At 49.7% G+C, this 26261-nt stretch carries 23 protein-coding genes, 2 pseudogenes and 1 CRISPR repeat array; of the genes and pseudogenes, 18 read left to right on the top strand and 7 right to left on the bottom strand.

The annotated features are described in order from the left end of the window. Positions 1–48 precede the first annotated feature (48 nt). Positions 49–1297: a CRISPR direct-repeat array (repeat unit 29 nt; unit sequence GCGTTCCCCGCACCCGCGGGGATGAACCG). Between the two features lie 103 nt (positions 1298–1400). After that, on the bottom strand, positions 1401–2516 hold the full coding sequence (locus ACW73I_RS17155; protein WP_458030651.1) for a Fic family protein: 1116 nt from the start codon (positions 2514–2516) through the stop codon (positions 1401–1403). Between the two features lie 1279 nt (positions 2517–3795). On the opposite strand from ACW73I_RS17155, the gene ACW73I_RS17150 reads away from it, so the two are divergent. The 3 genes and pseudogenes from ACW73I_RS17150 to ACW73I_RS17140 all read left to right on the top strand — a co-directional run bounded on the left by ACW73I_RS17150 (position 3796) and on the right by ACW73I_RS17140 (position 6792). Further along, positions 3796–4524 (top strand): DUF4405 domain-containing protein, encoded by a 729-nt coding sequence (locus tag ACW73I_RS17150; RefSeq protein ID WP_458030650.1) that lies wholly within the window; start codon positions 3796–3798, stop codon positions 4522–4524. A 69-nt stretch (positions 4525–4593) separates the two neighbouring features. Beyond that, the gene (locus tag ACW73I_RS17145) at positions 4594–5973 is read left to right on the top strand and encodes an L-serine ammonia-lyase (RefSeq protein WP_458030649.1); all 1380 of its coding nucleotides are present in this window, start codon (positions 4594–4596) and stop codon (positions 5971–5973) included. Between the two features lie 151 nt (positions 5974–6124). Next, positions 6125–6792, top strand: a pseudogene (locus ACW73I_RS17140) (transposase). Here the strand turns inward: ACW73I_RS17140 and ACW73I_RS17135 are convergent. The 6 genes from ACW73I_RS17135 to ACW73I_RS17110 form a co-directional block, all read right to left on the bottom strand. Beyond that, positions 6789–7919, bottom strand: coding sequence for a DEAD/DEAH box helicase (locus ACW73I_RS17135; protein WP_458030648.1), 1131 nt, complete (start codon positions 7917–7919; stop codon positions 6789–6791). The pseudogene ACW73I_RS17140 and the gene ACW73I_RS17135 sit on opposite strands and share 4 nt — an antisense overlap. Before the next feature lie 131 nt (positions 7920–8050). Next, entirely contained in the window at positions 8051–8314 is a 264-nt protein-coding gene (locus tag ACW73I_RS17130; RefSeq protein WP_458030647.1) for an RNA recognition motif domain-containing protein, read from the bottom strand. Between the two features lie 1355 nt (positions 8315–9669). Further along, on the bottom strand, positions 9670–9885 hold the full coding sequence (locus ACW73I_RS17125; RefSeq protein ID WP_458030646.1) for a cold-shock protein: 216 nt from the start codon (positions 9883–9885) through the stop codon (positions 9670–9672). Between the two features lie 489 nt (positions 9886–10374). Further along, positions 10375–10863: a small metal-binding protein SmbP gene (gene smbP, locus ACW73I_RS17120; RefSeq protein WP_458030645.1), complete on the bottom strand. Its 489-nt coding sequence runs from the start codon at positions 10861–10863 to the stop codon at positions 10375–10377. Between the two features lie 85 nt (positions 10864–10948). Then, complete coding sequence (locus ACW73I_RS17115; RefSeq protein WP_458030644.1) at positions 10949–11368, bottom strand: MerR family transcriptional regulator; 420 nt, start codon at positions 11366–11368, stop codon at positions 10949–10951. 200 nt (positions 11369–11568) lie between these two features. After that, the gene (locus ACW73I_RS17110; RefSeq protein ID WP_458030643.1) at positions 11569–12261 is read right to left on the bottom strand and encodes a DUF4336 domain-containing protein; all 693 of its coding nucleotides are present in this window, start codon (positions 12259–12261) and stop codon (positions 11569–11571) included. A gap of 428 nt (positions 12262–12689) precedes the next feature. On the opposite strand from ACW73I_RS17110, the gene ACW73I_RS17105 reads away from it, so the two are divergent. The 15 genes and pseudogenes from ACW73I_RS17105 to ACW73I_RS17035 all read left to right on the top strand — a co-directional run bounded on the left by ACW73I_RS17105 (position 12690) and on the right by ACW73I_RS17035 (position 26235). Then, the gene (locus ACW73I_RS17105) at positions 12690–13076 is read left to right on the top strand and encodes a Rap1a/Tai family immunity protein (protein WP_458030642.1); all 387 of its coding nucleotides are present in this window, start codon (positions 12690–12692) and stop codon (positions 13074–13076) included. Positions 13077–13098: 22 nt separating this feature from the next. Then, positions 13099–13368 carry a YMGG-like glycine zipper-containing protein gene (locus tag ACW73I_RS17100; protein WP_458030641.1) on the top strand — a complete coding sequence of 90 codons (270 nt, stop codon included), beginning with the start codon at positions 13099–13101 and terminating at the stop codon, positions 13366–13368. Between the two features lie 309 nt (positions 13369–13677). After that, positions 13678–14124 (top strand): hypothetical protein, encoded by a 447-nt coding sequence (locus tag ACW73I_RS17095; protein WP_458030640.1) that lies wholly within the window; start codon positions 13678–13680, stop codon positions 14122–14124. Further along, positions 14121–14486, top strand: a complete 366-nt coding sequence (locus tag ACW73I_RS17090) for a hypothetical protein (protein ID WP_458030639.1) — start codon at positions 14121–14123, stop codon at positions 14484–14486. The genes ACW73I_RS17095 and ACW73I_RS17090 overlap by 4 nt, the downstream gene beginning before the upstream one ends. Before the next feature lie 738 nt (positions 14487–15224). Continuing rightward, complete coding sequence (locus tag ACW73I_RS17085) at positions 15225–15773, top strand: hypothetical protein (RefSeq protein WP_458030638.1); 549 nt, start codon at positions 15225–15227, stop codon at positions 15771–15773. Positions 15774–16219: 446 nt separating this feature from the next. Beyond that, a complete protein-coding gene (locus ACW73I_RS17080) occupies positions 16220–16756 on the top strand; it encodes a DUF4136 domain-containing protein (protein WP_458030637.1) in 537 nt (178 codons plus the stop codon). Positions 16757–16948: 192 nt separating this feature from the next. Continuing rightward, positions 16949–18565, top strand: coding sequence for a mechanosensitive ion channel family protein (locus tag ACW73I_RS17075; RefSeq protein ID WP_458030636.1), 1617 nt, complete (start codon positions 16949–16951; stop codon positions 18563–18565). Between the two features lie 66 nt (positions 18566–18631). Continuing rightward, a complete protein-coding gene (locus ACW73I_RS17070; RefSeq protein ID WP_458030635.1) occupies positions 18632–18814 on the top strand; it encodes a hypothetical protein in 183 nt (60 codons plus the stop codon). A gap of 24 nt (positions 18815–18838) precedes the next feature. Further along, a pseudogene (locus ACW73I_RS17065) lies at positions 18839–19003 on the top strand (STAS/SEC14 domain-containing protein); the annotation flags it as partial. A 115-nt stretch (positions 19004–19118) separates the two neighbouring features. Next, positions 19119–20054: a hypothetical protein gene (locus tag ACW73I_RS17060; RefSeq protein ID WP_458030634.1), complete on the top strand. Its 936-nt coding sequence runs from the start codon at positions 19119–19121 to the stop codon at positions 20052–20054. 90 nt (positions 20055–20144) lie between these two features. Continuing rightward, positions 20145–21071: a hypothetical protein gene (locus ACW73I_RS17055; protein WP_458030633.1), complete on the top strand. Its 927-nt coding sequence runs from the start codon at positions 20145–20147 to the stop codon at positions 21069–21071. A gap of 36 nt (positions 21072–21107) precedes the next feature. Beyond that, positions 21108–21557, top strand: a complete 450-nt coding sequence (locus ACW73I_RS17050) for an META domain-containing protein (protein ID WP_458030632.1) — start codon at positions 21108–21110, stop codon at positions 21555–21557. 170 nt (positions 21558–21727) lie between these two features. Continuing rightward, positions 21728–22930: an efflux RND transporter periplasmic adaptor subunit gene (locus ACW73I_RS17045; RefSeq protein ID WP_458030631.1), complete on the top strand. Its 1203-nt coding sequence runs from the start codon at positions 21728–21730 to the stop codon at positions 22928–22930. A gap of 17 nt (positions 22931–22947) precedes the next feature. Then, complete coding sequence (locus ACW73I_RS17040; protein ID WP_458030630.1) at positions 22948–24882, top strand: MacB family efflux pump subunit; 1935 nt, start codon at positions 22948–22950, stop codon at positions 24880–24882. Positions 24883–24888: 6 nt separating this feature from the next. Then, on the top strand, positions 24889–26235 hold the full coding sequence (locus ACW73I_RS17035) for an efflux transporter outer membrane subunit (protein WP_458030629.1): 1347 nt from the start codon (positions 24889–24891) through the stop codon (positions 26233–26235). The last annotated feature ends 26 nt before the right edge of the window (positions 26236–26261 follow it).

Raw genomic sequence — 26261 nt, 5'->3', positions numbered from 1 at the left:
CCGCGGGGATGAACCGACACAATTGACAGTGTTTCCTATGTCTGCGAGGCGTTCCCCGCACCCGCGGGGATGAACCGCAATCGAATCCGCCAAACAGGCCAAGGAAGCGGCGTTCCCCGCACCCGCGGGGATGAACCGTTGAATCCATCGTCGAAAAACTGGACGCCCACGCGTTCCCCGCACCCGCGGGGATGAACCGTTTGGTTTGACGATGCCATGGAGGCCAAAATCGCGTTCCCCGCACCCGCGGGGATGAACCGATGGCCATGGAGTTGTATCGGAATGGACGACAGCGTTCCCCGCACCCGCGGGGATGAACCGCTTGATCGGTTCTGTGGCAGGCGAAATGCGCGGCGTTCCCCGCACCCGCGGGGATGAACCGGTACACAACCGCTTTCAAACACATCCTTAGCCGCGTTCCCCGCACCCGCGGGGATGAACCGAATGGTGTAGGATTTCCGGTAAAGCGTTCTGCTGCGTTCCCCGCACCCGCGGGGATGAACCGCCGCGTTATGATGCTGTTTATCGATATGTGTGGCGTTCCCCGCACCCGCGGGGATGAACCGTGAGGTTTCAGTCTGCCTAGCATGACCAACTCGCGTTCCCCGCACCCGCGGGGATGAACCGCCACTCAGAAGGCGCGACTAGATGCTACCCTAGCGTTCCCCGCACCCGCGGGGATGAACCGGCGGTGCGGCGGACTTGGTTGTTGTACTGGTCGCGTTCCCCGCACCCGCGGGGATGAACCGTCGAACTGTTGGAGGATTTACACGCCGATGAGGCGTTCCCCGCACCCGCGGGGATGAACCGGTTTCCGGTTGTTGGGTTTTGTAATAGCTGGTGTGTTCCCCGCACCCGCGGGGATGAACCGCGATTATTTATCGCCAACCCGCCGCAAATTCCGCGTTCCCCGCACCCGCGGGGATGAACCGCCAAAATCAGCAAGATCGTTTGGTTTTGCCCGGCGTTCCCCGCACCCGCGGGGATGAACCGCGTGGTCTAAACGCGTCGACAGCCAAACCAGCGCGTTCCCCGCACCCGCGGGGATGAACCGGCCCGCTGTGCCGCTTGCTGGGCCAATTGGTCGCGTTCCCCGCACCCGCGGGGATGAACCGCCGTGGCAATGGCCGCTGTACAGAAAAACGGTGCGTTCCCCGCACCCGCGGGGATGAACCGAAGCGGAACGACGGCACGTTCTCGATCCAGTCGCGTTCCCCGCACCCGCGGGGATGAACCGCAATTGGAACAGGAAATCGCGCTCACCGAGGGCGTTCCCCGCACCCGCGGGGATGAACCGGCAACAAACTTGCCGAACGCTATTTAATTGAAGGGATTTGATGGAAAAGCGATCGCAGCTTATGGCCGATTGGGCCGGGTATTGCGAGCAGACTTATTAGAATTTAAGGCAATGGCTCGGTTAAATTCAAATAGTAGCGAGTATGTTTTCGTTCGCCTGTTCGAATCAATGCGCCCTTGGCGACCAGATCCTGCAGATCACGAGAGGTTGTTGCTGAAGGAGCTCCGGTCATACTCCGATATTTATCGGCACTGAGTCCGCCAGTAAAGCCATCCGGACCTTCCCGAAACATTCTGGCCAAGGCTTTTTCCTGACGCGGATTCAGTTGCCCGCTTACGCGATCATAGAGTTTGGTTTTTTGAATTAAAAAATCGATCCATTGGTGGGTGTAATTCTGAGCGGCCATCACCAATTCGGCGAAATACACCAGCCAATCAGTCACGTCGATCTGCTTGTTGGCCATTTCCAAGGCAGTGTAGTAGGCATTGCGGTGGCGTTCGATGGTAAATGCCAGCGCGATTAATGTCGGCTGCCCCAGACATTGGGCCAACGCCTTTTCGGCAATCGCCCGACCGATGCGACCGTTGCCGTCCTCGAAAGGATGGATGCTGACGAAATAAAGATGGGCAATCCCGGCGCGCTGTAATGCAGGCAAAGGTGTGTTTCCGTCGGGTGCCGTGCGATTGAACCAGTCAATGAACTGATCCATCTCTCGCGTCATCTGGCAGGACGGCGGCGCTTCGAAATGTACCTTTGGCGCATAAATGGGACCTGAGACAATTTGCATTGGGTCGTCGTGGCATCGATAACGCCCGACATCCTGTAGATCGTTGCGGCCGGCCGTAATCCAGGTATGCCAGCGATACAACCGCTCGTGAGTCATTGGCGTGGCAAAATGCTGGTACAGATCGACCATAACTTCCGCGATGCCTTGCTCGGCCGGCGGGACTTTTCGATGATCGGTGATTAAACCGAATTGACGACAAATGGAGGATTGCAGGCTGTCCCGGTTGAGGTATTCGCCTTCAATGGCTGACGTTTTTAGCGCTTCATTACTGATCAACTCAACGGTCAACTGCCGTCTGTCGTCTTCGGATAAATGCTTCACCGCGCCGAATGATACGCCGGCGCCAAGCAATAAGCGCTTTTCAAAATTGTCCAGCTGCGACGCGTTATAGCTGAAGTGCGGCCAATCCGCCAGTTGCCAATTCCAGAGCATGATTAATACAAAATGATTTTATCGATCACAAATATAGCATTTTATGATCTATAAAAGACCTGTTTAAACATCACGACAGACTGTAGTGCCTCTCTGGGCAAACCCGAGCGCAATAACTGTTGAACTTATAGTGAAGTGAGATTACTGGTATTCCAGTGTTACCGCCTTATCTGGCGTGGGCTGCAGAGGATAGGTTTCTTTAATACCAAGTAATACCGGTATTACTCGTGGAGATTTCTATAAACCTTATCCAGGTTGACAAAGTCTGTGTTTTCTTCGAAATCGAATTAACCGATCTTGGTGCCGCCTCAATTTTTACCGGCGAATCACCCGAAAATCACCCTTGTCCTTACAGTTGAATTGTCCAGTAAAATCCAACTCCGTCCAGCCTGTATTAGCCATCTAACCAATTGAAATAATATGAAAAAACCATTTGACAGTCGCTCAATTTCAGCCCCAAAATAAGCCCGCACGTAGAACTTTTCGGGACGAAATTTTCATAGACTGCGCTTCGGCAGTATAAAAAGCGAAGACGTACCAGCTATATAGTCCCTAGTGGGTAGAGGAACGCCGTTGGATGTACTGTTGATTGATCCACCATCGGCAGCCCGCCACCCATCACGGCGAAACACAGCGGTGATAGGATCCTTCGTTTAAAATCCAGCCATTTTATCCATGCCGGGAAAATACGCCTGATAATAGGGTAAATTTCTAGCCGTTAAACTCGATTGCCGGAATCGTACTTTAAACCCAACGAATTTTGGAATAGGCGGCAGAGTAAAATGTCAGGCAATATGTGGAGTCACGGATTCAGGTAAACCTTTGTTGTTAAGCTTTTTTACTGTCCCTAGTAGCTTATTTTAAGTGTCCGCTTGGCCAATGGGCAAAAGCTTTACACTACGCGCTTGCTATAAATTGAGTCAATAAGGAGCTGTTTCGCACGAAAACCGTGAGGTACTCACAAGCTTCAGGCACAATATTCGATCGCTTTGCTCAGCCAACCGATCAATTTAGGAGGAGTTATAACTAAATCTGGTGTACAGCCGGACTTGAAGAAAGGTGGCGCCCTCTGCTGAAATAAGATTGTGAAGATCGAATAACAGCAACCTGAGAGACGCCATGAACAAAGGTAATGCAAAAGAGTGGAGTAAAGCTAGCGGGATTAACGATCCATTGACGGATTTGTTGAAAACGGGTGCCAGGGCTTTGAGAAGTTTTCTACGGAACATGATAAACAAAGGACTATTATGTCGTTTTTCCAAACGACACCGGTAACGAAATGAATAGGACGCTGATCAATATCATCATCGATTTGATAGCCGCACTGTTGTTTTTAGGCATGATAGCAACCGGCTATTTGTTGCGATTTCCATTACCGCCGGGTAGCAATAAGACCTATGCCTTGTGGGGATTGACCCGCCATCAGTGGGGCGATATTCATTTTTGGATTAGTCTGGGACTGTTGCTGACCATGCTGCTGCATCTGGTGCTGCACTGGAATTGGATTGTCACGGTGATCGGCAAGCGATGCGGTTTGGTGAAAAACAAACAGCCATCCTTGTTTCGCTGTGGCGCCTGGACCGTAGCGGGTTTGGCGCTTATCAGTATCGGTTTTGCCTGCTTAGTCCGGGAAAGTGTCACAGAAATTGAACGGCCGAGGCACGGGCTTCGGGGGGCGGGCAAGCCGGCTCAAATAATGGTTGAAAAAAATCCATCAACCGAAATAGGAAACGACTCGCCGGAGTGGGCGCAAATTTATCCGATTTTCCAGAAAAACTGTCTCGGGTGTCATGGGCCGCAAAACCCGTCGGCGGGTTTTCGCGTCGATCTGCGCGAGGCGTTTTTCAATGCGGACGGGCCTTGGGTAGTTCCGGGGCAAGCCGAAAACAGTGCCTTGATAGCGATTATCACCGGTCTCCGCCCGAATATGGCGATGGCTGATGCGCATCGATTATCGGACGCCGACGTATTTCGTATTAAGGCCTGGATAGCAAACGGAGCGAAATGACAAAGTGACTTCGATTGATCGTTCGGTCTGGTATAGTCACCATTAGTTTTCCTGATTTAGGCGGCGGCGATGGCAATCAGTGTCTTCGATATTTTTAAGATCGGTATCGGCCCTTCCAGTTCGCATACGGTAGGGCCGATGCGTGCGGCGGCGACCTTTGTTTCTAAGCTGGAACAAAGCGGAATCATAGAACAAGTGAAACGCATCCGAGTCGAATTGTTTGGCTCGCTGGCGGCGACCGGTAAGGGACATGGAACCGACAAGGCGATATTGCTTGGTCTTGAAGGCGAAGCTCCGGATCTAATCGATCCCGAGATCATTTCGGAACGGTTAACGGCCATTCGGGCATCCAAAACGGTCCGCTTGCTTAAACGCTTTCCAGTTTCGTTTAACGAAAATAACGATTTAATTTTCCAGCGCAAACTGCTGCCGTACCATTCAAACGGTATGCGATTTACCGTGTTTGACGCCACGGGCACCGAATTATTGCAGAAAGACTACTATTCGGTGGGCGGTGGTTTTGTGGTGACGGACGCTAATGCAGCGGCCGATCGCATAACAAATGATGATACCTGTCTGCCTTATCCCTTTAAAACTGCTGCAGGACTGTTAAAGCTGTGCAAATTGCATAATAAGCCGATCAGCGGCTTGATGATGCACAACGAAAGAGCGTGGCTGAGCGAAGATCAGATTCGAAAAAATCTGTTGAATATATGGCGCGTCATGCAGGAATGTGTCGAGCGGGGAATGCGGGAGGAGGGCGTTATGCCCGGAGGAATGAAGGTCAAACGCCGTGCTGCAAATCTTTATCGGCAGCTAAAGGGCGAAATTCAGCGTCAAACTCCGAATTTGCCGGTCGGTACTATGGAGTGGGTCAATCTGTTTGCATTGGCGGTCAGCGAAGAAAATGCCTCCGGCGGCCGGGTCGTCACCGCGCCGACCAATGGTGCGGCCGGCATCATTCCGGCGGTGCTGCATTATTACTGGCGCTTTTGTCCCGATGCGAGTGAAGACGGTGTGGTCCGTTTTTTACTCACGGCGGCGGCAATCGCTATCTTATATAAAGAAAATGCCTCGTTGTCGGGTGCGGAGGTCGGTTGTCAGGGCGAGGTAGGCGTGGCTTGCTCGATGGCCGCAGGGGCTTTGGCGGAGGTTTTAGGCGGAACGCCCGAACAGGTCGAAAACGCAGCCGAAATCGGAATGGAACATAATCTTGGATTAACCTGCGATCCGGTTGGAGGCCTGGTGCAAGTTCCCTGTATCGAGCGCAATGCGATGGGAGCGGTCAAGGCGATCAATGCGGCCAGAATTGCTTTGCGCGGCGATGGCACGCATTTCGTTTCACTGGATAAGGTGATCAAGACCATGCGGGAAACCGGCGCCGACATGAAAACCAAATACAAAGAAACCTCGCGTGGCGGCTTGGCGGTTAATATGATTGAATGTTAGGAAAGTTGGGGCCGGGCGCATCGTCCGACCGGGAGAGTGGCTTAAACGGCGGTTTGAGCCGAACATGGCGCGAGCCAACGAAAACTACGAGCGTTCAATTCCATAAAGCGACCCTACGGCGCTTGGCTCGAATTTCTATCTGCTTACCCGCCTGTCCAATGAATACCTTAAAGGCTTCAGCCTGACGGATTTTACGAAGCGGTATGGCACAGAATCGAGGTGCGTCTAAGCGCTTCAGGCGCGACGTCCGCCGGGCTTTCAATGTCCATCCAGTGTCCCCCGCCGCTGTAGTGCGGCCATGACGCCCAAGCTGTATCAGTATTCTGGCTGCCATCACCAAGCCTCGTTGATCGGCATCATTCGACTGGATGACGTTTGCCGGGGCGGAAAATGCCGGCGGGGCGCGCGGAATAAGACATCCTTCGTTTGCGTGGCCGCTCTGAACGAAAAACGCCATCCCATCGCCATGAAATTGAACGTCGTTAAAGGCTTCCGGAGGGCTGAAATCAAGCGCCGGGCCGGCAAGCATCTGGAACCGGGCAGCCTGTGTATTCGGATCGATTGGCTTGATTTTCGCCGTATTTGATCAGAGTTGCCGTCATTACACCATCGTCACTGGCGGCGGCCCAAGCAGCGTGACGAAAGCAAAATTCGCCTGAGTCAACATCATGGTCGACACCGTGAAACATTGGGCCAAGGGCACTTGCCACGCGAGTCGGGCCAAACATTCGCCGCGTTATTCGACCGAGTGTTATTGCTTTGCAAACCATGATGCTCCGTCTTCTCGTCGCCGTAGTCAACACGCCAACCAATGCCTAGAAATCCGAAATCCGGCCTTGAGCGATCTGAGCGCCGATCAGCTTTTCAACCTGTCTTAGCGCGCTGCTTTCTTCGTGAGAAACCAAGGATACCGCAAGCCCGCTCTGCCCAGCCCTTCCGGTACGGCCGATACGGTGTACATAATCGGTGGAGGAACGTGGCAACTCGTAATTCACTACATACGGCAACATGGCTATATCGATACCGCGGGCAGCCACGTCGGTGGCGACCAAAACCTGTACGTCGCCAGCTTTGAACGCGGCTAGGGCGGTGGTTCTAGCGCCCTGGCTTTTATTGCCGTGTATCGCCTTGGCGCTGATTTGCGCGACGTTCAGTTTTTCGGTCAAACGGTTGGCGCCATGTTTGGTACTGGTAAAAACCAGCACTTGCCGCCAATCGTTGCTTTTAATCAAATGCGTCAGTAAAGCGGTTTTCCGGGTTTTACTAACGCTGTAGGCAATCTGTTCGATGGTATCGGTCGTGCTATTTTCAGCCGCGACTTCAATTTGAGCCGGGTTGATTAACAAACCTTGGGCCAATTTACGGATATCAGCGGAAAATGTCGCCGAAAACAGCAGGTTTTGCCGTTTTTTCGGCAATAAAGCTAAAATTTTGTTGATGTCCCTGATGAAGCCCATATCCAGCATGCGGTCGGCTTCATCCAGCACCAGAATCTCTACTTGATTTAGCTTGAGTGCATTCCGCGCAACCAGGTCGAGCAGGCGTCCCGGCGTAGCGGTCAAGATATCAACGCCACCGCGCAAACGCATCATCTGCGGATTGATTTTAACTCCGCCGAACACGACGTCGGATCTGAGCCGCGGTTTCTGGTGCTTGCCGTATTTGCAGACCGATTCGGACACTTGGGCGGCCAGTTCGCGAGTAGGGGTTAAAATCAGCGCTCTGACGGGCCGAATCCCGCCGACGGTTTTGTCGGTCAAGCGCTGTAGGATTGGCAAGGTAAAGCCGGCTGTTTTACCGGTGCCTGTCTGCGCGGCGGCCAGCAAATCTCGGCCGGATAAGACTGCTGGTATCGCCTGCTGCTGTATCGGGGTCGGTGTGTTATAGCCTGAATCGCTAATGGCGCGTAACAGGGGCTCGGATAAACCGAGAGAAGAAAATGACATAGAAAATCTCGATAAAGGGAAAAATTCCCGGTAAATGTTTAGATGCAGAAATGATGGGTAGGCTATGATCGGAAAGAATATCCGTTGTGCTGCGCCGTCCCTATTTCTGAAAAAGCCGTTATTCGATTTGGTTAACGGCGTCTGCCGTGTCTGCCGGTGGAAGTTTCAAAACCTACCCTAAGCAAATTACCGCCGAACGGTCGTCCACTCAGTTTTGCAATGGCGACTCTGGCTTCATGGCCCTCCATGCCGATATAGCCAAAACCTTTGCATTTACCGCTGAACATATCGGTGATCAGTTCAATGGAATGTACTTTACCGAATTCCGAGAACAAGGCTTTTACACTGGTTTCTGTGGCGTCGCTCGGTAAGTTTCCGACAAATATTTTTTTCAAAATGTGTCCTTAGTTATGTGAGAAGACAGTATGCGTTTGCTATTTGTCAGCAGGCATACAACGGATGATGCTACGCTGATTGAATCGACGAGAGAAAGAAACGACTCATCGGTTTGCTTACTTCTCCGTGAACAAACGTAGCGTGGATTTTGGGGCGGCGACGATTTTCCTCAAACATTCGACTGGATTGCCGCCAGTGTGGAAGGGATGCAGTATTTCGGCAAGAGCCGCGGATCAAAAGTGATTATCATTGCTGCCTCATGTTTAACGAAAAACAGTCAATGCGTATATGACATTCGAAATCGATTCGATCATATAAACTCCCAACCTTACTTCAACGGGGAAAAGGAGTTCTTTCGAATCATCAGTGTCAAAACGAAAAACTCCGGTTGCTGATCGTGCATAAATTAGCTGGACTGAGGTCGTCGACCGAAAAGGACCATTCATCTTTCCTTAAAGCCCCTGTGCATAGACTCGCTTATATCTCCACTGCCTGACCGGTCGAACACGGATGCATTCCGGTCGGATGGAAACCCGCGAATTTAATCTTGCGCGTGACGTTAAAGGCTTTACAGGTTGTAACAACGGCACTTCGGTATAACATCGCATGTTGTGGTTGGGAATATTCGCTCTGACATGACGTATATGATGCAGGCTGCCAGCGATATAACCCAAAACTTGATTGGCATGACGCGAATGGAAAAAAACTTCGCGGCAGCAATCATGAAATAGGGCAAAAATGCGTACCTGAAAGGCGGCGGGCGGTAGCGCCAATAAAACGGCCGTCCAAATTGGAAGACTGTAAACTACCAAGGTAATCATCGGAGCCCAAGCCCGGCGCCGGGTAGAAAAGGGTTCGCTAATTGCGCAAACGCCTTTCGATAATCGGCTCGAGCATACGTTGAGACGATTTGAATCAAATTTTCACGGAGATCAAAGCCGTATTGTTGCGAGGGTGATATGGGTTCTGAATAGATACTTTGTGTCGGCATAAAAATTTAACTCCGTAACACTAAAACGGAACCTAGGACTGAGCCCTAACTTCCCTCAATCGAAACGGCGTTATTAAAATTCGTCGACTGAGATAATTGTGGATAATGAAAAAACGACCGTTTGAAACTGACTAGAGACTTAGTTAAGCCAAACGAAAATCGGTTGGCTAACGAGAACCGGACAGCATTGTTATTTTTGCCCAGGTTTGCAGAGACAATAAAAATTGGCATCCTGCATAAGGGCCCAAAGGTGAGCTTTAATGCTTGAGTGCCGTTATTCGCTCTCGTGAAACAATAACGCTCAAGATAGGTTCGCTTTTAAACAGGTTGCAGCGTAAATGCGTCAGCAACCCGTAAATTAGATTAGCCTATGATTTTGACGTTTTCCGCTTGGGGACCTTTAGGTCCACGGCTTATGCTAAATTCGACCTTTTGGTTTTCTTCAAGGGTTTTATAGCCGCCTGTATTGACGATGCTTGTGAAATGAACGAACACGTCAGGACCTGATTGTTGCTCAATAAAACCGAAGCCTTTGCCGGAGTTAAACCATTTCACGGTGCCTGTTGTAAGTGTAGACATAGTAAGTCCTAATAAATGTGAATAAATACCTCAGAGAGGTGATGTAGCCGCTAAAATAAAATTTGAACTTACTTTGTGAAAAACAGGACGAGGGACTGCTAAGAAGAGACGTCGAATTGATAAACTGAGGGTAAATTTTTATTCTTTAAGCTGAAAATAGTATGTGGCGGCTATTGGGATATGTCAAGGTATATTTTCCGAATAAACCTCGAACAATTCATTCGAATTTTGACGTAACAAGCACAAAACCGTCATGGAGAACCGGAATTCGATTATTTGTCGGCCCATCCTGCGATCAATAAACGTATCAATTAATCAGTTCATTACAATCTAACTTAACGTTTTAACTATAGAGCCACCAGCGCTAACCTCTAGTGTTTATACACTTAAAGTCAAGGCCGGCGACTCCAAAACTTAAAGAAGAACGATGGAAACCGGTTTAAACGTTCCCATACAATTTTAACGTAAGCAGTTTTGCTGACGTTATCGTTAAAGCGTGGCTTCGATGTGTTCTACCGCTTGTGTCAAATGTTCGGAAACTTTGTCTTTATGTCCGGCTTTGGCATGTGTCTCGGCTTCTTTAAGATGTTTAACCGCCTCGGTCATATGTTGATGGAACTCCCCATGAGCTTTCTCCGCCATTTCGGCATGTCTTAAAGCTTCGCTGTCATAAACGCCCGTCAAAGTATGTTGCATACTGATGTGCTTGGATGAGACTTGTAGGTGTTTAATCGCTTCTTTAGTGTGCTCATGTAAAGCCGCATGCATCTTTTCGCTTTCTGTGGCATGTTTGATTGCTTCCGAAAGGTGAGTTTTTACGTCATCCATATGGCCTTGTTTATTATGGACTTGCGCCATGACGGCATGCTCTAAAGCATCTACAGAATGAGGTGCATCCGCATAAGCCATATTGGCCCAGAACAAACCAACGATGCCTGAAAAAACTAAGGTTTTAATGGTTCTGATGATGGTATTCATTTTTCAACCTCTGTTATGTTGTTATTAATAATAAAGAAGTCGGTACAAATGCCGTGTCCAATCCGCCACCGATAAAACTGATCTGTTAAAGCTTATTAATTTCCGTCGATTCAATCAGGTGACAGATACTATTTCCATCGGGTATTCCGTTCGGCATTTTTTTCCAACTGGTCAGCGCATTCTCCATACGAATTTGCAACTCCATCAACTGCTCCAAATGTGCCCGATTATCTTGAATTCGGCGACTAATCAGTTCGCGAACCAGCGGGCAAGGTGATTTCCCTTTCCGACTTTCAGCCAGAATCTGTTCGATTTCTTTCAAGCTGTAGCCTAGGCTTTTGGCTTTCATAATGAAATCAAGGCGTTTAGAATCGCCGACCCGATATTTGTAATAGCCGTTATCAGGATTCCGATCCGGCTTAAGCAGGCCGATTCGGGTGTAATGGCGTACGGTATCCGCAGGAACGTTACAAAGCTCGGCCAGCTGTTTTACTTGATACGACACTTCAGCCTCTCCTTAAGGTTTATTCTAAAACCTATGTGTGACTCATAGGTCAAGCATAAAATGCTATTTTTTAAAGGCAAAATCGCCGCAGTTGAGACAATGACAGCAAAACTTCAAAAAATATCCATCGAAAATAAAATGTCAGTAATTTATTAAGGATCCGCCAAATAGCGTAATTAAGCGCTGCTATCGATACCGGCTTACTTTAACCAACTAAAAGATCGGTCTAGAAATTCCGTGCCGTTTCCGAAGATGCACATGCCGTGCGCGATAACGATGTTTTCCGGTTCCCATGCCAACATGATTGCCAATGCCTCCCGAGCACGTTTTTTACCGAACATGAAACTCAATCGCCAATCTACCGGCGTTTTTCCGTTCGGGGCCAGAATACCGGTCAGTTTTGCAACAAAGTGCTGCCAAGGACTGAAGACTTGCGGATCGAAATTTTCTATAAGATCGGCCAGAATCAGGGTTTTTGATTCTTTGTGGAAAAACACGACTTCCTCCATAAACAGGCTGCCCGAAAATAGGACTTGCTCTATGCTAGTCAGCCAGACCGGTTCGGATTTTGCTGTCAATTCCTTATTGAAAGCGATGTCCGGCCTTTTTTTAAGCAAACCAGGCGCTGCATAGGTTTCTGCCGCCGGATAGGTTTGTTGCCATTGCGACAGGAATAAATGGTGCAATTTATTCGGCGCGATCAGATAGCGAACCTTGCCTAAATTATCGATTTCGGCCTGCAAGTCGGATGTCAATGCGGTCGGAGAATGGACCCACAAACTTTCGTCCTGCAGTTTGATTACGGTCATTCGGGTCGTATACGGCAAACCCAAAAATCTGACAGCCCCGCCGTCATGTATCCATAAACGATCCGCAATTTGCTGTAAGGCCATTGTTTATCCTCATAAATGTGCATCAATGATGTAATCGGCCGCAGCTCATTTACCGCTACTGCCCATCGTTTCGTATTTCCGCCTCCTTTTGCGGTCGCTCGATTTACCGGGGTTAAGCCTGAGTCGTACAGTTGAATAGAGGCAGGTCATTTGCTGTTATTACACAATGCCATACTCTATGCCTCACGCTCCTTTGTGCTAAAGCGAGCTATAAGTATAACGACAGCCGTAATTTATTAGATTATTGCCGTTCATGTTTTTATTTAACGGCTTTACAGAAAATACGCATTTAACTTGCACTCGTATTACGGTTATTTCTGGTGTACTATCCCTAACGGGAATGGTGCGGATTTGACCTGATTTGAGGTATTTAAGAATTGTAGGTTTTTCCCATGTTCCAAAGATTTTATGACAAGAGGAGGTGTTCCATGCCATTTAAGCGTCTGATCTGCCTATGTATGACAAGCGCTTTATTTTCACCTGTAGTTAATGCCAATGTCACTGAACAAGACTTTGTAGCTACAACTACGCAAAATTTAATTAATCTCTGTACTGCGTCACCGCAGGATCCAAATTATCAAAAGGCCATTCATTTTTGTCAGGGATATTTGGTAGGCGCGGTTCATTTTCATCTGTCAGAGACTGCGGGTAAACCCCAATATCAACTGTTTTGTTTTCCGGAACCGAGACCCACACGCAATGAAGCCATCGATCAATTCATCGCGTGGGCAAAACAACATCCTGAGTATATGAATGAATCACCGGTAGACACTGAATTCCGGTTTCTGACCGAGACTTGGCCTTGTGTAAAGTAACCGGATTTAGAGAGTAAGTACTATGAATAAGCAAATCATTTCAATTGTCACGGTTTTAACGCTTTTGACGGGATGCGCAGGAATGTCGGATACCCAGCAGCGTACGGTAACCGGTGGCTTAGGCGGTGCAGCGGCGGGAGCGGCAATTGGTGCGATGGCCGGTAACGCGGGCATGGGGGCGGCGATTGGTGCCGGAGTGGGAACCTTGGGAGGATATTTGTACGGAAAACATAAAGAATCCGAGCAAAGAGCTTACGAGCAAGGCCGGCGTGATGCTCAGTATGGGCGCTGATTGTTCGGATTTGACTTCGAATCGCAACCATAGTTAAAAATAGAATATAGCAACCTTCAGGGAGGCGCGATGCAATATCCTTTAAATGTATCTTCTGTACCTTAGCCTTCCCTTTAGTTGTTGCGTGTTGTTTATAAGATGCTGGTTTCAGCCGTAATATGTTGGCTTTTAGCTTAATGACGCGATGGTTAGTCTTCCTCAATAAATAAGCGGAACTTGCAACTTCGAAATCGGCGTACCGCGAGTAGAAAGTCTCGAATTTAAAAGGATTCGCGTTATGTCCTGCTAGTCAAACAACAAGGAGTTCAAGTGACGAAACTTTTTGAAAGACTTTTCCGCTTGCCTGTCGCCTGTCGGCGGTCGTCGATATCTTTCGAGAAATATTGGCTGCTCGTGCCTGTCTTTTGTTGTTTGGCAGCTTGTGGCGACCTTTATCTCGATGCGCCTCATGGCAGCAATATCAGTTTGATGCCGAAAGATAAACCGGCCGTCATCGAAGCGGAACAGGTCGTTTGGTTCAAATATTGGGGCAATGAACCGTTTTCGGCTCCGGAGACTCATGCCGCAACGATCATAGAGGCTCACCATCTGTTCGAGGCACGAATTCGCATGGTCAACACCTTTGCCGACGCTTTGATCAGCATGTTTACCGGACCATTTGGATTTCCCAGGCGCACGTTGATCGTTGAAGGTAATCCGCAGGCTTCGGATGATTACGTCGCAGCCAACCCTTCCCGTATATTGCCAAAGCCATGAAACCCTGCCGCCGCTTGCTCTTGCTGATCGCAATTTCCTTATGTATGACCGCTTGTTTTCGGACCGAATTAGCGGCGCCGGAAGGTAAAGATGTTCGTATTTTATCTCAGGATGAACCGGTTAACTTTACGACTGAGTACAAAAATTTCTATCTGTTTGGCGGTCTTCTTCCGGTTTGGACTACCCAGCCTGAGGAAATCATAGTAGAACAGGATCTTGCTGAAGTCCGGGTTAGGACGCAGGATACCATTAGCGACGCTGTCATCACTGTATTCAGCTCTTTAATTCCGATCATGGTTTTTCCGCAGCATGTTGTCGTCGAAGGTAACCGCCGCACGCAAGTTGAAACACCTAAAGAATAAGCAATCGGCAATCGCCTAGCGGTCATTTTGACTCGCTGTCACCTGGTTAAGTTAACTTTGGGGGACATCGGGAATTAGGCTGCGGCGAGTGGCGGTAAAAATACATTTCCGGATTACATTGATTAGTTTCCAACGATGTTTCATTTGTTGATGTTGGTGGTTTCGTTAATGATTGGCTGTGATGCGTATTTGCCTACGTTAGATCAAAATACCAATGTTAGCGGCCAATCGGCGTTTTAATCGATCAGAATATATAAACCCGACGGCCGGATACAATGCGAAAGCGAAGGCATCGCATTAGAACTCCTCGAAGCGAGCTTTTGTCGGTCGCAGTCGAGGTCATACCGGGCTTGCCGCTATTACGATGCGGCGTACTAACAACAAACATTAATTAATTTCCCCGATTGGCAACGTGCAAAAGTGCTTGGGTTTAGGCCGGTAGAAGAATTGTCCGAATAGGTAGGATGATGGTTGTGGAGAAAAATAAACACCTAACGAAAGTCGTGCCGACTTTACCGGAACCTTTCATCGCTAACCATCTGGAAATTTTTGTTTGCAAGCTGCCATTTGCGAGGACGGGGAATGCCGCTACCAAAAAGAATGCCGGCTTTAGTTTTTGCCGGTTATAGTATGCACCGATGAGCCAAAGTCGTGACTTAGGCTTGTTCACTTTATTTTTCTATCATTCGTAGGTCGAAAAGTAAGCGGCCTAATTTTTTAACTCAAGGAAGTTAGATCATGAATCTTATGAAACGTCACGTTTTGTACTTGATGAGTTGTTTGGTTTTACTGGTAATATCCGGTTGTGCTGAAACACCAAGCAAAGCGGAAAATTTTTCGGAATCCGAGGCTTGTAACAGAATTCAAGGTTTGATTGTCGATCATGCTACTCAGTTTCAGCATCATAAAAAAACTCAGATGCAACGCCGTCGAAGAGAAACGTGGACTGCGGAGCCGGCATTACCTTCAGCGGATAATTGTCAAATTTGGGAATGGGGTGACGGTTTAACAAATTACTACTGCCAATGGAACGCCGAGGACGGAGAAAGCGAAGCAAAAGCCTCGTACGAAATGGGACGCGGCATCATTCAGCGATGTTTGGGCGATAGCTGGAAAATAGAATCGAATCAAACCACTAGCGGTGGCGAGCGTACCGTTTTCAGCCGCGTGGGTTCGCCAACGGTTGTTTCAATACGGTATTTCAAAGAACAAAGGGCTTTGTTTGATACTTGGAACAACACCCTGGTAGTGGGGGACAAAAGCAATCTAAATGTGCCTGTACAGTAGGTCAGGCCTGGTCGGGAAGGTTTGACTTATGCTATACGAACGCGAAGCAAGATCGGCAACGTTACCGTTTGCCGGCCATGAATAGGTTCGTTTTGTGAGTGTTATTCCTTAACAGCGAAGCTGCCGATGGAATCGCGAGCATTGCAGCTGCAGAGTTTGAACGGTTAAACATAAGCCTCGCAGAAAGTTCTGTTGTAAATTCCGGCATGGATTGCCGGAATCCAGTGCTCATGGATGGACAGTTAATTTAAGTCGACTTATTGCGGAGCGCTTAGCGATATTGGTTAAGCGATTATTGGAAGGCGCATATAATGATTATTTGAAGAATGCAAATTTATCTTTTTGATTAAAGGCCTAAAAACCACATGGACTGAGATGAGCGTTTTGTTTTATTATTTTGTGAATATTTCGAATAACTTTTTTTTAATTAAAACATAAAAGACTATATGAAAAAATATCAAACAATAACAATTCTGGTGCTGTTTTTAACTTTTTTGGCCGGAGGATGCGCGTCGGTTACTAAAGATATCGAAATTGATGCGACAGCCGATCCGACAATTAAATTTAGCGGTTATAAAAGTTACGGATGGTTGGCGGAAATTTCCGGGTTAAACGATCCCGACGGTGTTTGGCAACCGCCTAAAATGGACATTGCGGAGGACATAAAATATTTAATCGATAGGGAATTAGGTAAACGTGGTATTTACAGCTACGCAGAAAACCCTGATTTAGCGGTTGCGTTTTTCATGGGGGTTGACATGGAAGCATTGGAGCTGAAAACCGATCCGAAAACGAAACAAGATATCATGTCTAAAGTACCTTCTGCGGCACTGGCGGTCGCATTAATCGACGCAAACACCGGCTATGTTGTTTGGGTTGGCGAAGCCATAGGGGAAATTCAAAAAAATCCGTCGGACGAATTAATTAGAAAAAGACTGGATTACGCCGTTAGCGAAATATTCAAAAAGTTGCCAAGCGATTAATTTGAGCCGTATTGAAATTTACCGTTAGGTATAATAATTTTCTACCCCTAATAAATCGTTAATAGACATCGTACCGTTCATAATTAGACGTATTGGTTTTATAAAGTGCGGTTTTGCTGGTTATATGTTCGCCAAGTTATCGGGTCGCTGTATTGAATGTTTCTACAATATGTCAAATCGGTCGGTAATCATATGAGCTTATGTCTAGGCAGGAATTTGTTGATCGTTTTGTTGTTGAGTTTATTCCCGGCGATCGCAATTACCGAATCAAAACTTGCGCCGGTCAAAATAGATGAAAAAGCGACTCCAATTATCGTTTGGAATCGGGAGATTACCGAGCTTCGCGGCTATTTCGAAAACTTGTCTCCAAGGGAACGTGCCGTCGGTATTGTGGATAGAATATTGTCCATTCCCACCGATCAGTCCAGCTACAAGGTCGAAGCTAAAGATGCGGTTATGGCGCAGTACACCGGCGCATGGATTTTAGTCAACGATAAAATTATTTTTGGCCTAATGCTGCAAGATGCAAATATTGCAGCAGGCGAGTCATTCGAGGCTTTAAAACAAAAAACAGTAGACAATTTGAGAGCTTGGCTAGCAGTTAGAGCCGAGCAGCAAAGATGGCCGTTGCTCCTTAGGGGAGGGGCACTTTCCATTGCTGCGACCATTATTTTCGGAATTATCCTCATTTATTCGCTCCGCTTCAGTAACCGCTGGTTGGCTAAACGTAGTGCAGAGATGTCCGATTTCACGTTGGCGCCTTTCATGATCGGTGACGTCAATATCAAACCCTATGTGATTGCATTGGAGATCGGGGTTTTTAAACTGGGCTTTTGGGGATTGGGTTTGGCGTTGGCTTATGTTTGGGCGACGTTCGTATTTCATCAATTTCCATACAGCAAGCCATGGGGCAGTCAACTTAGCGTCTTTCTAATGCAGATGTTTAAAGACTTCGGCGTCGCGATTTTGCAAGCAATGCCGGATCTTTTTACCGTCGCGGTTATTTTTCTGCTAACTCGTTTATTCGTTCGTGTGATTACCGCTTTTTTTTATAGCGCCGAAAGAGGCCTTTTTCAGTCCGTTTGGTTGCAACCGGAAACAGCTCGGGCAACACGACGCTTGGTGGTGGTGTTGATCTGGATTTTTGCGTTGGTGGTCGCCTATCCCTATTTACCGGGCGCCCATACCGAAGCTTTTAAAGGCGTCAGCGTGTTTGTCGGCTTAATGTTGTCCTTGGGTTCGGCCGGCATGGTAGGGCAAATCGTGGGCGGTTTGGTTGTGGTTTATTCGCGCGCATTTCGCACTGGCGAATATGTCCGCATCGGCGAATACGAAGGTGTGATTCGCGAAATAGGCATACTTTCGACAAAAATGCTGACGCTGAAGCAAGAGGAAATCACGATTCCGAATGCGGTGCTGGTTGGCTCGACCACCGTCAATTATTCCCGCTACAGCGAAGGCGGCGGTTCTATTCTGTCGACGACTGTCACGATAGGTTACGATGCTCCGTGGCGGCAAGTTCACAGCTTGTTGCAGATGGCGGCAAAGCGCACACCGGGAGTTTTGAGCGAACCCGAGCCGCGCGTTTTTCAGCGATCACTGTCGGATTTTTATGTGGAATACCAACTGTTATTTCGTATCGGCCGGCCGGAACAACGTTACGCCGTATTATCGGAGTTGCACGGACAGATTCAAGACATTTTTAATGAGTACGGCGTTCAGATCATGTCGCCGCATTTCGAAGCTCAGCCTGAAGCCGCAATTGTGGTTCCCGAGTCAGACTGGCGAAAGCCGCCAGCAAAAATTTAACGTCAATATAATATTCGGCTGCAACAATATATAGCGAATTACAGCGAGTTAGAACGAGGAAACAGCATGCCCTACTCCGTCATTAGCCAACACCGGAACTATAGTCATATCCAAATCCGGGGAGTGTTTAGCGTACGGGATTTTTTATCCCTGCAAACTATGGCGCGTACCGATCTGCAGCAGCATCATTATTTTAGAGTTTTGGCCGAATTGCAGGACTTTAAGGGTTGGAGTCACGATCCGGATTAGGAAAATACCGAATTTTTACTTGCAAGTGAAAACCAGGATTCGCGTATTGCCTTTGTCGGCGATCAAAAGTGGCGGGACGATATATTCATGTTTGCCGGTCAGCCCATGCGGACAGAGCAAATCGCTTTTTTCACGCCGGATCAATATGAACAAGCCGAAGCATGGTTGAAGCAGGGTACTAAGGACTAATATCCAAAGGGAATATGCCGTGATTTTAAGGTGTCTCATTCGAAGCTGGGTCTTTTTTATCCATGTAGTGCTTATTTTGAACGTTTACAGCCGGAATTCGGTTGCGGCGGACGAATTGACATACGCTCAACAACTGTTGGCCCAACTCAAAATTGCTCCCGATGATGTTAGCCGGTTGGAGCAAGGCAAAGCCGTATCGTTTGACGTCACGGAAAAAGGCGATAAAGAACTTGCGGTGGGATTGGCGATGTACTTTCCTTCTACCCCGGATAGAATCAGTACCCTCATTAAATTCGGCCGCTTGGAGTCCATAGACGCGGACATCAGCGCGTACGGATACTTACCGGAAGATGCCGGGGTTGCCGATTTCAATCAATTGGAATTTGGCACAATGCAGGAAGAGGAGGCCGATAGTTTTCTACAGGCAAAACCCGGGGATCGATTTAATCTGTCAAGCGACGAGTATCGGTCACTGAGCTCTATCGAAAGTAGCGGTATAGCGGTACGCGAAACTGCCGCACGGCAATACCGTGCCTTTTTATTGCGCCGTCTGCAAGCCTACAAACGCGACGGTTTGAAGGGCGTTGCACCGTACGATAGGGACGGAAACCAGTCCGATACTGCGTCGGCGCTCCGCGAATTCGCCATCAGCAATCATGTATTGGCACAATATTTTCCGGATTTATACAGGCTATGGCTAAATTACCCTGCCGATTTGCCAACAGACACCGAAGAAAAGTATTTATGGTTCAATTTGACGATAGAAGACCGGCCAACGCCCGTTTTAGCACACCGAATCATACGGACGAATCCGGAAAGCGCGGTGATTCTTGCACGTCAATTTTACGTAGGGCATTCTTATGACGCCAGTGAGTTAACCATTGGCTGCTTCGCTTATCGCGAAGGGGCCATCGTGTTTTATGCCAGACGCATGTCCACCGCTCGGGTCGCCGGCATAGGAAGCGGTTTAAGACATTCGATCGGACGTGCACGGATGCGCAGCGAAATGCTTAAACGTATGCAACGCCTAAAGCAAGATGCTTTGAGTTAAATAGACGGCAGGAGACCTCGTTTGAAACCGTTCGCCACCGAAGAAAAAATTCGAGGAGATACTTTCTGCCGGTGGCGGAAAGATCGGCTTATGTTCCTTTATACCGCAATCTCTAAACTTTGGAGTGGCGGCGTAATAACCCTTTGTTTGCTAAGCACCGGTGTTGCCGCATTAGAATGTCCTTTGCCGACATCCGGTCAAAATCATTCCGAGCGGGTATGGCCCTATTTATCGAACATCATCGTTAGCGGGATATTCGATGAACCGGTGACATTACGCGCCGGTCAGTACGAAGGTTTGCCGTTTGTGCCCGGCGGTCAATCGCGCCCGCAACTTAGATTATGGCCTGAATTATTGGCAAGTGCGGATTTGGACGGCCAAGGGAGTGAAGAGAAACTCGGTTTGATCAGCGAGACGTCGGGCGGCAGCGGAGAGCGCGTGTATTTGATTGTCGGCGCGGAGCGGAACGGGGAGTATCGTGCGTTAGCACCTGCGCTGTTGGGCGACCGCGTTAAAGTTCGGTCCATGGAAGTGAGGGACCGGCAAATCCTTTTGCAAATCGTCGAAGCGGGGCCCGAGCAAGCTTTGTGCTGCGGCACGCAGCTAAGCCAACTGAATTGGCAGCTACAGGATGGGCAGTTAGTTTTAAAGGAGCGTCTGGTACTCGGCCAATTATCGCTCGCAGTGTTGCACAACGCACAATGGTATTTATTGGACAGGCCGGGCGACAGATTGAATGCCGCGCATCCGAGTTGCACTCGAATGCATATTGATGGCGACCGGCTCTACTTGGAAGTTTCAGGGCAATCCTATCATGCCGTCGTCGACGAAATCTCACCCGGCCATATCTCGGTTTCCGGTGTTTCGCCGGAACCTAGTAGCGCTGATACGCCTGATGCGCGTCTTGCCTCCGAGTTATTGAAGTCCAGCCAATACACGTTTCGCGCCGGGCGTCTTTTGCTGTCGGCAAAAGATAAAGATCGGTGGATGAATTTTGAATTTGCGGCGTTTCCGTAAATGACACAGGAATCGCCGCGCTTTGAGGATAAGCAGATGAAGCATTTACTAATTTTAGCAGGGCTAGGCTTGTTGCTGTCGGGGTGTGCTGACACCGGACAAACGAAGGCGACGTCAACGCGCAGCCGCGACCCTCAATCGGTCATCGGCAAAACCTGGCAGTGGGTAGGGACGGTGACGCCGGTAGAGACTATCGATGTCAAGCAACCGGAACGCTACACCTTATATTTTGCCGAAACTGGCCGGCTCGAAGCCAGATTCGATTGCAATAGCGGCGGTGGCCGTTACGAAATTTCTGAAGGCAAGTTGTCGTTCGGGCCGCTAATGGCGACACGCATGGCTTGTCCCGAGGATTCTTTGGACTACGTCTTCACGAAGCATTTGAACGATGTCGATTCATTTTTTGTCGATGGTGACAGTCTTTATTTGGAGCTACCGGCCGATAGCGGCACATTACAGTTTAGACGTCAATCGAATGGCGATTAGTTGGCTATGTGATCGCGCGCCGATGGGTTTGCCGGTTGGCCTCGACAGTTGTATAAGGGCTTCGTAAACATTGCGGACACGAATTTCCCGTGAGATTTTAATTAGCTTCGCTTGTAAAAAGGCATCTAATAGATGCCTTTTTTGATGGTAAAGACACTCGCCAGAGTAAAATGAAACGTACTGAACAATTAAGGGCGAAAACGCGTAGGTTTTGGTTGTCGACTTTTGTGTTGCTTCTCCTCATGGGTATGGGGATTTATTTTTGGACGCGGCCCGAGCAGGATGCGGAACATGATCAGATGACGCTGGAGGTAAGCATCGGCGACATCGAAGAAAACGTCACGGCGCAAGGCAAATTGGAACCGAAAGAATACGTCGATGTCGGCGCTCAGGTCACGGGGCAACTACAGAAGCTCCATGTCGACATCGGCGATAACGTGAAACTGGGTCAGCTACTGGCGGAAATCGACCCGCGCGTCTATGCGGCACGGGTACAGGCCGACGAAGCCAACATTAAAAACCTGCGCGCGCAACTGGCCGGCCAACAAGCGCAAGTGGTGTTTGCTCGCCAACAATACGAACGCAATCGCGAGCTGATGAAAAGCAAGGGCGTCAGCGAGCAGGATTTTCAAAATAGCGAATTTAATCTTAAAAACGCCGTGGCCACGGCCGACGCGATTCAAGCGCAAATCGAACAAGTCCAGTCAACCTTAAGCGGGGATCGCACCAACCTCGGATATACCAAGATTTATGCGCCCATGGACGGTACGGTGGTGGATCGCACCGCGCGTTTGGGGCAAACTCTGAATGCCAATCAAACCACACCGATGATCATGCAGTTGGCCAAACTCGACGCCATGACGGTGCGCGCACAGGTGGCCGAAGCCGACATCATGCGTATTGAGGCCGGTTTGCCGGTGTATTTTACGACGCTCGGCGCTTTCGATAGACGCTGGTACGGTACGGTCAGGCAAATCTTGCCTTCGCCCGAGGTGGTCAATAACGTGGTTCTGTACAACGTGTTGGTCGATGTCGATAACCGCGATCGGCAGCTGATGTCCGGCATGAGCACCCAAATGTTTTTTGTGCTGGGTAAGGCCGAGAATGTAGCGTTGATTCCTGTCGTGGCGCTGGGGCAACGGTTGCCGAAAGCCGATAACGAAAAAGGCCGGGCCTATAAAGTGAAAGTCAAGCTTGGCGATGGCATACGGGAGCAAGTCGTGCATATAGGCTTGCAGAATCGGCGATATGCCGAAGTCCGCGGCGGCGTCAAGCCCGGTACCAAGCTGGTCAGTCTTTTTAGTTCTAAAGAAAAAGGCAACGGCAAGAAAAAGGACGCCGCTTACCCCGCGGCAAGAACGCCCAAGTTATAGCGCTCATTCGGCAAGCCATGACCAATCCACTGTTACAACTGAAACATATCAAACGTTATTACCCGAATGGCGATACGGTGGTCAGGGCTTTGGACGATGTGTCCCTGACCGTTTGGCCGGGCGAATTTGTCGCGATCGTCGGTCAGTCCGGTTCCGGAAAATCCACGTTGATGAATTTGATCGGTTGTCTGGATAAGCCCGATCAGGGGCGTTATAAAATATTGGACCAAGAAGTCGAAGGATTGGACGCCGATCAACTGGCCACGCTTAGGCGCGAAACCTTTGGATTTGTGTTTCAGCGTTACAATTTGTTGAATACGGCTTCCGCCGCGGAGAATATCGAAATTCCGGCCTTATATGCCGGTATGCACAAAAGAGAGCGCGAAAGCCGGGCGCTGTATTTGCTTCAGCAATTAGGCTTAGCCGACCGCAGCGAACATAGGCCTATGCAAATGTCCGGCGGCCAGCAACAACGCGTCGCCATTGCCAGGGCGTTGATGAACGATCCGCCGGTGATATTGGCGGACGAACCTACCGGTGCGCTGGATAGCCAAAGCGGTAGCGATGTCATGAATATACTGCACGAACTGCATAAGCGCGGCCGCACCATATTATTGATTACCCACGACGAGCAAGTTGCCTCGAACGCGCGGCGCATCATCAGCATACGCGACGGTAAAATCATCAGCGATAGCGGCGCAAACCGGCAAGAGACTCCACTTGCACAAGCGGAACATCATCATTTAGGTGCAACGGGATTGATCGCCGAGCTATTGGAAGCCGCCAAGACCGCTTTGCGCTCGTTGCGCGTCAACTTATTCCGGACCGCCTTAACCCTGCTCGGCATCATCATCGGCGTCGCCGCGGTGGTGACGATGATGGCGGTAGGCGAAGGCAGTCAGAAAGATGTGATGGACAGGATGAAGTCGCTGGGAACCAACGTGCTGTCGGTCAGGCCGGGCGCACCCGGTTTGCGCGGCAGCTCGGACGTGGCCACGCTGATACCGGCGGATGCGGATGCGATCGCCGAACTCGACAACGTGGAATATGCTTCCGCCGAACGCAACGCCCGCTTTACATTACGCTATAGCAACGTCGATTACGGCAGCACGGTGCAAGGCGTGGCGCCGAGCATGCCCGTCGTACGCGACTGGCCTGTCGTGAAAGGGGATTTTTTCGACGAAGACGATATGCGCCGTTACGCGCCGGTCGTGGTGCTGGGGCAAACGGTGCTGAAAACATTGTTTGCGGACGGTGAAGATCCGATCGGCCGCTATATTCTGATACAAAACATTCCGTTTGAAGTGATAGGAATATTGGACGTGAAAGGCGCCACGCCAATGGGGACCGACCAAGACGACGCCGTCTTCGTGCCGTTGAGCACCGGTTTGATCCGTTTGTTCGGACAAACCTATCTCAGCGGTATCACCGTGCGGGTGGCCGACGTCTCCAAGATAGAGGAGACTCAGCAGGCGATTGAAGACTTGCTGTTGATTCGCCACCAAACCGTCGATTTCAGAATTCGTAACATGGCATCCATCGTCGAAACCGCCGAGCAAACCCAAAGCACCTTCACATTGATGCTGGGAATTGTCGCCGCCATCTCGTTGCTGGTCGGCGGCATCGGCGTGATGAACATTATGTTGGTCAGCGTTACCGAGCGTACTCGGGAAATCGGCATACGAATGGCGACCGGCGCCCGCCGGCGCGATATCCTATTGCAGTTCAACACCGAAGCCGCCGTGGTATGCACCTTAGGCGGCCTGATCGGGGTATTGTTGGGTTTCGCTATGGGTATTTTGTTGCGCTACTTCAATATGTCCGTGGTGTTTTCACCCATGCCGGCAATATTGGCTTTTTCTTGCGCTTTTTGTACCGGTCTGCTGTTCGGATACTTGCCGGCGCGTAAAGCGGCTCATATGGATCCGGTCGCGGCTTTGGCGGCGGAGTGATGTCCTATGGCTAAATTTTGGCGAGCGATACTCGCTTCGATACCGTTAGCAGCCTGCAATGTCGTACCGGAATTTAAAGCGCCGGCGGCCGATGTGCCGGCGGATTGGCGCCAAACGCCATCGGTGAAGGATAACCAAGTCGATCCCGATTGGTGGCGGGCCTTCGGCAGCACCGAACTGGATCGTTTGATCCAAAACGCCCTGGCCTACAACAACGACATAGCCGCCGCGGTACAGCGTATAAAGCAGGCTAGAGCCCAAGCCAAAATCGCCGGAGCCGACTTGTGGCCGTCGGTGGGTGTTCGGGCGGACTATTTAGGCATACACGACGGTTTAGGCGAAACCAGAGAAAAATTGGGGAGTTTTTCGGTCTCCTACGAAGTGGATCTATGGGGGGCCAATCGAGCAAAACGCGATGCGGGGCAATCGCGTTTACGGAGCGAAGCGTTTGCTCGAGATGCTCTGCAACTGGTTGTGATGGCCGATGTCGGACAAACCTATTTCGCCTGGTTGGCAATTAAGGAGCGTATCGAGATAGCACAGGCGTTTTTGCAAAATGCGGCGGAAGTGCTGGCTATCGTCGAATCGCGTTTTGAATCGGGTGCGGTATCGGCTGTCGATGTCGCTCAACAAAAGACCGAATTGGCGCTTGCTCGCGCCAACCTTGATCTATTAACGCAGCAACAAGCACTGGTGGAAAATGCGTTGGCGATTTTACTCGGGCAAGCGCCTCGGCAGTTACTACCGACCACAGACCGATTCAACCGTGTGCAAACTCCGTATATTAAGCCTTCGCAGCCTGCTGCTTTGCTGCAGCGACGGCCGGATATCAAGCGGATCGAGTTTCTGTTACGAGCGGCCAACGCCGAAATCGGTATTGCGCTGGCGGCGTTTTATCCCAGTTTGCAACTCAATCTGGATACTTTGGTAGCGAGCCCGCAACCCGCCGGCGTTCTTCTAACCATGGCGGCGGGTTTGATTCAGCCTTTGTTTCAGGGCGGCCGTCTGGAAGGCGGCTTGGAATATGCCGAAGCACGTAACGCGGAACTGATCGAAATCTATCGACAAACGGTGTTGACCGCGTTTAAGGAGGTAGAGGACGCCGCGGCGGTTAGAAACAATTCGACTAGACGCATGTACGCATTGATTGACGCGGAATCGAGCGCATACGAGGCTTACCGTTTATCCAAGGAACGATACCGGGTCGGCGCCATCGATTATCAAACCTTGCTGAATACGCAACGTAGTTTGTTGACCGCGCAAAACAACCGGGTTCAAGCCCGGCTTGAAGTGCTTGTGGCGATGGTACAGCTCTACAAGGCCCTGGGGGGCGGTTGGAACGCGGAAGCGTGATTTTTTCGAACCGAGAACGCCGCGAA

Source organism: Methylomonas sp. MgM2, from assembly GCF_054172045.1.
The sequence above is the reverse complement of the archived record's forward strand: the minus strand, read 5'-3'. Positions and strand labels throughout refer to the sequence as shown.

Coding starts and splice junctions, on each gene's coding strand:
- ACW73I_RS17155 (WP_458030651.1), bottom strand. CDS start 2,516: ATGCTCTGGAATTGGCAACTGGCGGATTGGCCGCACTTCAGCTATAAC.
- ACW73I_RS17150 (WP_458030650.1), top strand. CDS start 3,796: ATGAATAGGACGCTGATCAATATCATCATCGATTTGATAGCCGCACTG.
- ACW73I_RS17145 (WP_458030649.1), top strand. CDS start 4,594: ATGGCAATCAGTGTCTTCGATATTTTTAAGATCGGTATCGGCCCTTCC.
- ACW73I_RS17135 (WP_458030648.1), bottom strand. CDS start 7,919: ATGTCATTTTCTTCTCTCGGTTTATCCGAGCCCCTGTTACGCGCCATT.
- ACW73I_RS17125 (WP_458030646.1), bottom strand. CDS start 9,885: ATGTCTACACTTACAACAGGCACCGTGAAATGGTTTAACTCCGGCAAA.
- smbP (WP_458030645.1), bottom strand. CDS start 10,863: ATGAATACCATCATCAGAACCATTAAAACCTTAGTTTTTTCAGGCATC.
- ACW73I_RS17110 (WP_458030643.1), bottom strand. CDS start 12,261: ATGGCCTTACAGCAAATTGCGGATCGTTTATGGATACATGACGGCGGG.
- ACW73I_RS17105 (WP_458030642.1), top strand. CDS start 12,690: ATGCCATTTAAGCGTCTGATCTGCCTATGTATGACAAGCGCTTTATTT.
- ACW73I_RS17100 (WP_458030641.1), top strand. CDS start 13,099: ATGAATAAGCAAATCATTTCAATTGTCACGGTTTTAACGCTTTTGACG.
- ACW73I_RS17090 (WP_458030639.1), top strand. CDS start 14,121: ATGAAACCCTGCCGCCGCTTGCTCTTGCTGATCGCAATTTCCTTATGT.
- ACW73I_RS17085 (WP_458030638.1), top strand. CDS start 15,225: ATGAATCTTATGAAACGTCACGTTTTGTACTTGATGAGTTGTTTGGTT.
- ACW73I_RS17080 (WP_458030637.1), top strand. CDS start 16,220: ATGAAAAAATATCAAACAATAACAATTCTGGTGCTGTTTTTAACTTTT.
- ACW73I_RS17075 (WP_458030636.1), top strand. CDS start 16,949: ATGAGCTTATGTCTAGGCAGGAATTTGTTGATCGTTTTGTTGTTGAGT.
- ACW73I_RS17070 (WP_458030635.1), top strand. CDS start 18,632: ATGCCCTACTCCGTCATTAGCCAACACCGGAACTATAGTCATATCCAA.
- ACW73I_RS17055 (WP_458030633.1), top strand. CDS start 20,145: ATGTTCCTTTATACCGCAATCTCTAAACTTTGGAGTGGCGGCGTAATA.
- ACW73I_RS17050 (WP_458030632.1), top strand. CDS start 21,108: ATGAAGCATTTACTAATTTTAGCAGGGCTAGGCTTGTTGCTGTCGGGG.
- ACW73I_RS17045 (WP_458030631.1), top strand. CDS start 21,728: ATGAAACGTACTGAACAATTAAGGGCGAAAACGCGTAGGTTTTGGTTG.
- ACW73I_RS17040 (WP_458030630.1), top strand. CDS start 22,948: ATGACCAATCCACTGTTACAACTGAAACATATCAAACGTTATTACCCG.
- ACW73I_RS17035 (WP_458030629.1), top strand. CDS start 24,889: ATGGCTAAATTTTGGCGAGCGATACTCGCTTCGATACCGTTAGCAGCC.